Source organism: Pseudomonas zanjanensis, assembly GCF_014268745.2.
In the GTDB taxonomy this organism is placed as follows: domain Bacteria; phylum Pseudomonadota; class Gammaproteobacteria; order Pseudomonadales; family Pseudomonadaceae; genus Aquipseudomonas; species Aquipseudomonas zanjanensis.
The window spans coordinates 1-1532 of the sequence record NZ_JABWRB020000017.1; the positions used below are offsets into that span (position 1 = coordinate 1).

The 1532-nt window shown below is 56.9% G+C and carries 1 protein-coding gene; it reads left to right on the top strand.

What is annotated here, in order from left to right; all coding sequences use genetic code 11:
• Positions 1-255 precede the first annotated feature (255 nt).
• The coding region (locus HU715_RS27185) for an IS110 family RNA-guided transposase (RefSeq protein WP_186710880.1) at positions 256-1532 on the top strand (1277 nt) is incomplete at its 3' end.

Sequence of the window (1532 nt, forward strand, 5' to 3'; positions counted from 1 at the left end):
TGTGGCGAGGGAGTCCCCGCCGCGTCGCCGACGCTGCGCTGTCGCGCAGCAAACAAGTGCTCGGCTTAAGATTGGGTGCGCGCGGGGAAAGAGGCCGTAGCTATCACTGGTGTGTCCGCACCCGCGAGGGAGAGTGGCCGGCACGGTATCGGCGTGGAGTCGTTGTAGGCACAGCAAGCTGTGACCACGTATGAGAGAGTGAATCCGTTCGCCACCGTGTTCCCCGCGCGCCATTCAATCCTGCGAGGAATTGTCATGGCGCGCAAGAAGCAGCAGAAACGATTTGAAGTGATTCACCCTCATTGTGCCGGTATCGATATCGGCAGCCGCGAGCACTGGGTTGGCGTCAATCCCGATCAAAGCGACAAGCCGGTTCGCTGTTTTCCGGCCTTCACTGAGGATTTGGTGAGCCTGGCCGAATGGTTGGAATCGCTGAAAATCAAGGTCGTGGCGATGGAGGCCACTGGCGTTTACTGGATACCGCTGTTCGAGCTTCTCGATTCAAGGGGCTTTGAGGTGTATCTGGTCAATTCCCGTGCAACTCGTCAGATAAGCGGACGTAAATCCGATGTTCTGGATTGCCAGTGGATCTGGCAACTCATGACCCATGGCTTACTCAGAGGTGCTTTCCGACCCGCTGATGATATTTGCTCGATGCGATCATTGGTTCGCCAGCGGGCCATGAAGGTTCGTGATCAAGCCAAGACCATCAACCGCATGCAAAAAGCCCTGACGCAGATGAACATTCAGTTAGCCAATGTCATCAGCAATATTGCTGGCGTGACAGGGATGAAAATCATCAAGGCCATCATCGATGGCGAGCGTGACCCTCAAGTCTTGGCCAACTTCCGAGACGGCCGTATCAAGGCCGATCACCAAACCATTGCCCGCAGCCTGCACGGTAACTGGCGAGTCGAGCATCTGCATGCTTTGGCTCAGGAGGTGGCTGCTCATGATTTCCTTGAGAAGCAGATTGCCGAATGTGATCGGACCATCACTCAGGCACTTGATCGACTTCCAGTGCTGAACCATGAGCCCACGCAACCCACCAAGCCACTGCGTAGCCCGCATCGCTCGGCAGATGAACAAGCCAGCTTGCACCAGGCACTTGTGAGAATCATGGGCGTGGACCTGACCGCGATTCCCACCATCGGAATCGAATCCGCCTTGGTTCTGGCGAGCGAAGTCGGACCTGATTTGTCGCGTTTTCCGACTGAGCAACATTTCAGCTCCTGGATGGGGGTAGCGCCCTCAACCCGAATATCGGGGGGAAAACCCTTGCCCGGTCATGTCCCCAAGGTATTTAACCGGGCGGCACAAGCGTTGAAGCAGGCGGCCTCTAGCGCCCGCACCGATAAAAGCTTTATCGGTGCCAGTCACCGCGCCCGATTGGCTCGCATGGATACGGCCTGCGCCATTAAGGCTACGGCTCACCAACTGGCCCGCCTGATCTACGCCATGCTGACCAAGGGACAACCTTACGTGGCGCAGGATATGAACGAATACGAGGCCAAAAGCCGTGATCGCCAGCT